A 6,973-nucleotide genomic window follows, 5' to 3' on the forward strand; every position below is an offset into this window, starting at 1 on the left:
GGGGGGGGGGGGCCGGCCCCCCCCCCCCCCCCCCCCGACCGCTCACCTCAGACCTCTTCGACCGAGCTCGGCTCGCGCCGGGACAGGTCGATGCCCAGCTCCTCGGCGGCCCGGAACACCTCGTCGTCGGTCTCGCGCATTTCCAGGGCCACACCGTCGCTGGAGAGCACCTCAACGTTGAGGCACAGCGACTGCAGCTCCTTGAGCAGCACCTTGAACGACTCCGGGATGCCCGGCTCCGGGATGTTCTCGCCCTTGACGATGGCCTCGTAGACCTTCACGCGGCCGAGCACGTCGTCGGACTTGATCGTGAGCAGCTCCTGCAGGGCGTAGGCAGCGCCGTACGCCTGCATCGCCCAGCACTCCATCTCACCGAAACGCTGACCACCGAACTGCGCCTTACCACCCAGCGGCTGCTGCGTGATCATCGAGTACGGGCCGGTCGAACGAGCGTGGATCTTGTCGTCGACCAGGTGGTTGAGCTTCAGGATGTAGACGTAGCCGACCGCGATCGGGTCCGGCAGCGGCTCGCCGGAACGACCGTCGAACAGCTGCGCCTTGCCGGTACGCCCGATCAGCTGCTTGCCGTCCCGGTTGGGCAGGGTCGACTCGAGCAGACCGGAGATCTCCTCCTCGCGGGCACCGTCGAAGACCGGGGTGGCCACGTTGGTGTCACCCTCGGACTCGTGCGCGTCGATCGAGCGGAGCTGGCGCTTCCAGTCGGCGTCGTCACCCTCGACCTTCCACCCGGTCTTGGCGACCCAACCGAGGTGGGTCTCCAGAACCTGGCCGATGTTCATCCGGCTCGGCACGCCGAGCGGGTTGAGCACGATGTCGACCGGGGTGCCGTCCTCCAGGAACGGCATGTCCTCGATCGGCAGGATCTTCGAGATGACGCCCTTGTTGCCGTGCCGGCCGGCGAGCTTGTCGCCGTCCTGGATCTTGCGCTTCTGGGCGACGTAGACCCGGACCAGCTCGTTGACGCCCGGCGGCAACTCGTCGCCGTCCTCGCGGGAGAACGTGCGCACACCGATGACCGTGCCGGTCTCGCCGTGCGGCACCTTCAGCGAGGTGTCCCGAACCTCACGCGCCTTCTCACCGAAGATCGCGCGGAGCAGCCGCTCCTCCGGGGTCAGCTCGGTCTCACCCTTGGGCGTGACCTTGCCGACCAGGATGTCGCCGGGGACGACCTCGGCGCCGATCCGGATGATGCCGCGCTCGTCGAGGTCAGCGAGCATTTCCTCGCTGACGTTCGGGATGTCGCGGGTGATCTCCTCCGGACCGAGCTTGGTGTCCCGGGCGTCGACCTCGTGCTCCTCGATGTGGATCGAGGTGAGCACGTCCTGCTGCACGAGGCGCTGCGACAGGATGATCGCGTCCTCGTAGTTGTGGCCCTCCCAGCACATGAACGCCACCAGCAGGTTGCGTCCGAGCGCCATCTCGCCCTCGTCGGTGCACGGACCGTCGGCGATGACCTGACCGGCCTCGACGCGGTCGCCCTCGAAGACCACCGGCTTCTGGTTGACGCAGGAGCCGGCGTTGGAGCGGCGGAACTTGTGCAGCAGGTACGTCCGGCGGTGGCCGTCATCCTGGTGGATGGTGACGTAGTCGGCGCAGAGATCCTCGATCACACCGCCGACCTCGGCGACCACCACGTCGCCAGCGTCGACCGCGGCCCGGTACTCCATGCCCGTACCCACGAGCGGCGCCTCGGCCTTGACCAGCGGCACCGCCTGGCGCTGCATGTTCGCGCCCATCAGTGCCCGGTTGGCGTCGTCGTGCTCGAGGAACGGGATCATGGCGGTCGCGACCGAGGTCATCTGCCGGGGCGAGACGTCCATGTAGTCGACGGCACCGGGAACGACGTCCTCGGTCTCGCCGCCCTTACGACGGCAGAGCACCCGCTCCTCGGCGAACGTGCCGTCCGCCTTCAGCCGCGCGTTGGCCTGGGCCTTGACGAACCGGTCCTCCTCGTCCGCGGTCAGGTAGTCGATCTGGTCGGTTACCCGACCCTCCACGACCTTCCGGTACGGCGTCTCGATGAAGCCGAACGGGTTGACCCGGGCGAAGGTGGACAGCGCGCCGATCAGGCCGATGTTCGGGCCTTCCGGCGTCTCGATCGGGCACATCCGGCCGTAGTGGGACGGGTGCACGTCGCGGACCTCGAAGCCGGCCCGCTCCCGGGACAGACCACCCGGGCCGAGCGCGCTCAGCCGACGCCGGTGGGTCAGGCCCGCCAGCGGGTTGGTCTGGTCCATGAACTGGGACAGCTGCGACGTACCGAAGAACTCCTTGATCGCCGCCACCACCGGGCGGATGTTGATCAGGGTCTGCGGGGTGATCGCCTCGACGTCCTGCGTGGTCATCCGCTCGCGGACGACCCGCTCCATGCGGGAGAGGCCGACCCGAACCTGGTTCTGGATCAGCTCACCCACGGTGCGCAGGCGACGGTTGCCGAAGTGGTCGATGTCGTCGGCCTCGTAGCCGTCCTCACCGGCGTGCAGCCGGCACAGGTACTCCACGGTGGCGACGATGTCGTCCTCGGTCAGCGTGCCGGTGGTGATCGGCACGTCGACTTCGAGCTTCTTGTTGAACTTGTAGCGCCCGACCTTGGCGACGTCGTACCTCTTCGGGTTGAAGAAGAGGTTGTCGAGCAGGGTCTGGGCGTTCTCGCGCGTCGGCGGCTCGCCAGGGCGCAGCTTGCGGTAGATGTCGAGCAGGGCCTCGTCGGCGCCGGCGATGTGGTCCTTCTCGAGCGTGGTCATCATCAGCTCGGACCAGCCGAACCGCTCACGGATCCGCTCGGCCGACCATCCGATGGCCTTGAGCAGGACCGTGACGGCCTGCCGACGCTTGCGGTCGATGCGTACGCCGACCGTGTCGCGCTTGTCGATGTCGAACTCCAGCCAGGCACCCCGACTCGGGATGACCTTGACGCTGGAGAGGTCGCGGTCGGAGGTCTTGTCCGGCTCCTTGGAGAAGTACACGCCCGGAGACCGGACGAGCTGGCTGACCACGACGCGCTCGGTGCCGTTGATGACGAAGGTGCCCTTGGGCGTCATCATCGGGAAGTCACCCATGAACACCGTCTGGCTCTTGATCTCGCCAGTGGTGTTGTTGGTGAACTCCGCGGTCACGAAGAGCGGAGCGCAGTAGGTCAGGTCCTTCTCCTTGCACTCCTCGATCGAGGCCTTGACCTCGTCGAAGCGCGGCGCCGAGAAGGAGAGTGACATGGTGCCGGAGAAGTCCTCAATGGGACTGATCTCTTCAAGGATCTCCGCGAGACCCGAGCGTGCGTGCGGGTCGTCCGCCGACCGGCCCTGCCAAGCCTCGTTGCCGACGAGCCAGTCGAAGGACTCGTTTTGGATGGCAAGGAGGTTGGGGACCTCGAGGTGTTCGGTGATCCTGCCGAATGAAACTCGGCGGGGAGCGAATGCGCTCGACGTACGACTGGTCTTCGCAGGGCGGGAAGCTGCCAAGATGCGTCCTTCCGAGGACCGGTGCTGCAGAACGGCTGGTACGCGTGCACTCCAATGACCCCACCAGAAATATCCGTAAACGGACATTTCCGAGCAGGGGTCAAGTCGGAAGGCAGCGCAAACTAGCAGTGTAGCCGAGAGGCTAACCGCTGTCCAGCCCACCCCGCAGGTCGTTCGCGGAACGCGCCTCGGCCCCCGTAAACCGGGGTCTGCCGGGCCGCTCAGAACGCAACGTCCCCACTGGGCCGCTCGGGTTGCCGCGGCCGCTGGTGCCGCCGCTGTCATTACCCACGTCGTGGCCGTCGCAAGCGCGGTGTCTTGCTGGTGTTCAGCGTGCCTGGCAGGCCGGGGCCGCGTCAAGGGCCGGTATCCGGGTCGTCGGTTCTTTCCCACCTGAGGGCGACCGGGGCCCCTCGTCCGGTGGTCCGGCATCGACCATCGACGCCCAGCTCAGGACGGTTGTCGCTGGATCCACGAAACACGGCGGGCAGCGATCCGTGTCGGATCACCGCCCGCCGCGACGCGATCGTGTCCCGGCTCACTGGGCCGGGCACGCGCAGGTGGAACGTCAGGTCACTTGAGGGTGACCTTGGCGCCCTCACCCTCGAGCTTCGCCTTCGCCTTCTCGGCGGTCTCCTTGTTGACCTTCTCCAGGATGGCCTTCGGCGCGGACTCGACCGCGTCCTTGGCCTCCTTGAGGCCCAGGCCGGTCAGCTCGCGCACGACCTTGATGACCTGGATCTTCTTGCCACCGTCAGCCTCGAGGACGACGTCGAACTCGTCCTTCTCCGGCTCGGCCTCGGCGGCGGCCGGGGCGCCACCGGGGGCGGCAACCGCGACCGGAGCGGCGGCGGTGACCTCGAAGGTGTCCTCGAACTGCTTCACGAACTCGGAGAGCTCGATCAGCGTCATCTCCTTGAACGCGTCGAGCAGCTCGTCGGTGCTGAGCTTCGCCATGTCTGGCGTCCTTTCTAAAGGTTGTCTAAGAACGTGGGTGCGCCGCGCGGCCTCAGGCCGCCTCGGCGCCCTCCTGCTCGCGCTTCTTGTCCGCAAGGGCGGCCGCCGCGCGGGCGGCCTTGGAGAGCGGTGCCTGGAACAGGGCCGCGGCCTTGCTCAGGTTGCCCTTCATCGCGCCGGCCATCCTGGCCAGCAGCACCTCGCGGGACTCCAGGTCGGCGAGCTTCGTGACCTCGGCCGCGGAAATGGCCCTGCCCTCGAAGACACCGCCCTTGATGACGAGCTTCGGGTTGGCCTTCGCGAAGTCGCGAAGCCCCTTCGCCGCCTCGACGACGTCGCCCGAAACGAAAGTCAGCGCGGTAGGACCGGTGAACAGCTCGTCGAGGCCGTTGATGCCCGCGTCCGTCGCGGCACGCTTCGCCAGCGTGTTCTTCGCGACCGTGTAGCTGGTCTCGGCGCCGAGCGAGCGCCGCAGCTGGGTGAGCTGGGAAACCGTCAGACCGCGGTACTCGGTCAGCACGGTGGCGCCCGCGTTGCGGAAGCTCTCGGTCAGCTCAGCGACGGCCGTGGCCTTGTCGGCCCGGATCGGCTTGTCCGCCATGTCCCTCCTCTCTCGTTACTCGAGGCTGGTCCCCGACACGGCCGAAGCCGGAGCGGGGGCGGAGGCAGCACGACAACGAAAAGCCCCGGCGCAGGGCGCACGGGGCGAGGGCCGGCGGATCGTCACGGTCGGCGGACCATGCTCACTGCCGAGTTACGCTTGCCGCCCTACGCGGGTCGCCCGTTGTCGCGGGACCTTCGACCGTGCCGGAGCACGGTGACCAGCGGTCTCTGGGTGGTTCCTCATCCATGGAAACACGGATGACGGTTGAAGAGTACGCGCCCGCACCACCAGCGCCAAATCGCCCCCGGTGAGCCGGGTCACGGGCAGCGTCGCTGGTCAGCCCTGGGCCCGCCGCCGCCACAAATAGCCGGCGGTGACCGCCGCGCTCCACGCCGACGCCCAGAGCGTGAGCCCGAGCAGGGTCAGCGCGGCGGCGTCACCCGCAGTCGTCCGCGCGGTGGCCATGATCGGCGGCACCAGCCAGGGCGCCACCGAACCGCGCAGACCGAGCGCCACCGCGCCGACACCGCCGAGGGCCAGCACCGCCACGCCGTACGCGGCACCGCCCACCGACGCCCGGCTGGCCAGCGCCCCGAGGGCGACCGCCGCGGGTACGGCCAGCAGGTGCGCCCACAGTCCCAGCGCGATGCCGACCGGCACCGACCGGTCCCCCGGCTCGACCGGGCCGGTGACCCCGCCCACCAACCAGGGGAATAGCAGCGCGACCGCCACCGCGACCAGCGCCGCCACGCCGGCCGCCAGGAGCCCGGCCAGGCGCTCCCGGGCCACCCCGACCGTCACCTGGGCGAGCCGGCGCTGCACGTCCGGCTCGATGTCCAGCAGGATCTTGGTCTGCCAGGCGAGCACCGGGAAGAGCACCACGGCCGAGACGCCGTACGCCTCCGCCGGCTGGGACCGGCCGCCGCCGTAGAGCGTGCCGAGCACGACGAGACCCGCGAGCAACGGCGCCAACGCCCGACCGGTCCGCAGGAAACCCGCCAGTCGCATCCGCACCAGGGCGCTCACCGGGCCTCCCCCGCTGCCTGCTCGACCGCGTCCACGCCCTCGGGCTGGTCGAGAGCCGGTTCACCGGCCGGCCGCAGCGGTGCAGCCGCGGGCCGGGCCTGCGGTGCGGTGATGGAGGTGTCGGCGCGTACCCGAAGAATCTGGTGGCCCTCGGCGCGCAACCGGGCGACGGTGCTGGCGACCCGCGCGGCCGGCACCGCTACCTCGACCACCGCGATGGCCTCCTCGTCGGTCGACGCGGTCTCCTCGGTCAGCGAGCCGGCGGCCACCGACCAGCGGCGCGCGCCCGGCAGCCGGACCGTTTCCCCGCGGTGGTCGCTGACCAGGACCGTGCCGCCGTCGGCCAGCACCTCGTCGATCAGCTCGGGAACCAGCTCGCGGGTCGCGGCGTCGAGGCCCTCCCACGGCTCGTCGAGCACCAGCAGGCCGGGCGGTCGCAGCATGGCCTGGGCGAGACCCACCTTCTGCGCGGTGCCCTTGGACAGCTCCGGAAGCCGCACCGAGCTGAACGCGCCCAGGCCGAGCCGCTGCGTCCAGGTTGTCACCGCCTCGTCGGCGGCCGACCGCCCCAACCCGGCAACGCGGGCCATGCTGGTCAGGTAACGGGAGACGGTGAAGGGCTGGTCGGCCGGGAAACGCTCCGGGACCCAGCCCACCCGGGCTGGCCGGTCGACGACCCGACCCCGGCCCGGCCGCAGCACCCCGGCGGCCACCTGGAGCAGCGTGGACTTGCCCACCCCGTTGCGGCCCAGGACGACCGCGACCTCACCCGGGCCGATCCGCACATCCACGCCCCGCAGCACCCACGGACCACGCCGGTGATACCGCAACCAGACGTTCTCCAGCCGCATGCGATCGAGCTTGCCACACCACAGACGCGCCGGGGGGGGGGCGCGGGGGGGGGGGG

Annotated in this window: 5 protein-coding genes; all 5 read right to left on the reverse strand. The window is 69.6% G+C overall.

From position 1 onward, the window contains the following. Positions 1 to 47 precede the first annotated feature (47 nt). The 5 genes from AB0J68_RS23200 to AB0J68_RS23220 all read right to left on the reverse strand — a co-directional run bounded on the left by AB0J68_RS23200 (position 48) and on the right by AB0J68_RS23220 (position 6,917). Positions 48 to 3,479, reverse strand: coding sequence for a DNA-directed RNA polymerase subunit beta (locus AB0J68_RS23200; RefSeq protein WP_354863125.1), 3,432 nt, complete (start codon positions 3,477 to 3,479; stop codon positions 48 to 50). 573 nt (positions 3,480 to 4,052) lie between these two features. After that, on the reverse strand, positions 4,053 to 4,436 hold the full coding sequence (gene rplL, locus AB0J68_RS23205; RefSeq protein WP_354863127.1) for a 50S ribosomal protein L7/L12: 384 nt from the start codon (positions 4,434 to 4,436) through the stop codon (positions 4,053 to 4,055). A gap of 52 nt (positions 4,437 to 4,488) precedes the next feature. Next, positions 4,489 to 5,037 (reverse strand): 50S ribosomal protein L10, encoded by a 549-nt coding sequence (gene rplJ, locus AB0J68_RS23210; protein ID WP_354863129.1) that lies wholly within the window; start codon positions 5,035 to 5,037, stop codon positions 4,489 to 4,491. Positions 5,038 to 5,376: 339 nt separating this feature from the next. Then, positions 5,377 to 6,066, reverse strand: a complete 690-nt coding sequence (locus tag AB0J68_RS23215) for a hypothetical protein (RefSeq protein ID WP_354863131.1) — start codon at positions 6,064 to 6,066, stop codon at positions 5,377 to 5,379. Beyond that, entirely contained in the window at positions 6,063 to 6,917 is an 855-nt protein-coding gene (locus tag AB0J68_RS23220) for an ABC transporter ATP-binding protein (protein WP_363940450.1), read from the reverse strand. The genes AB0J68_RS23215 and AB0J68_RS23220 overlap by 4 nt, the downstream gene beginning before the upstream one ends. Positions 6,918 to 6,973 lie beyond the last annotated feature (56 nt).

Origin of the sequence: Micromonospora sp. NPDC049580, from assembly GCF_040675595.1 — a bacterium.
GTDB lineage: Bacteria > Actinomycetota > Actinomycetes > Mycobacteriales > Micromonosporaceae > Micromonospora.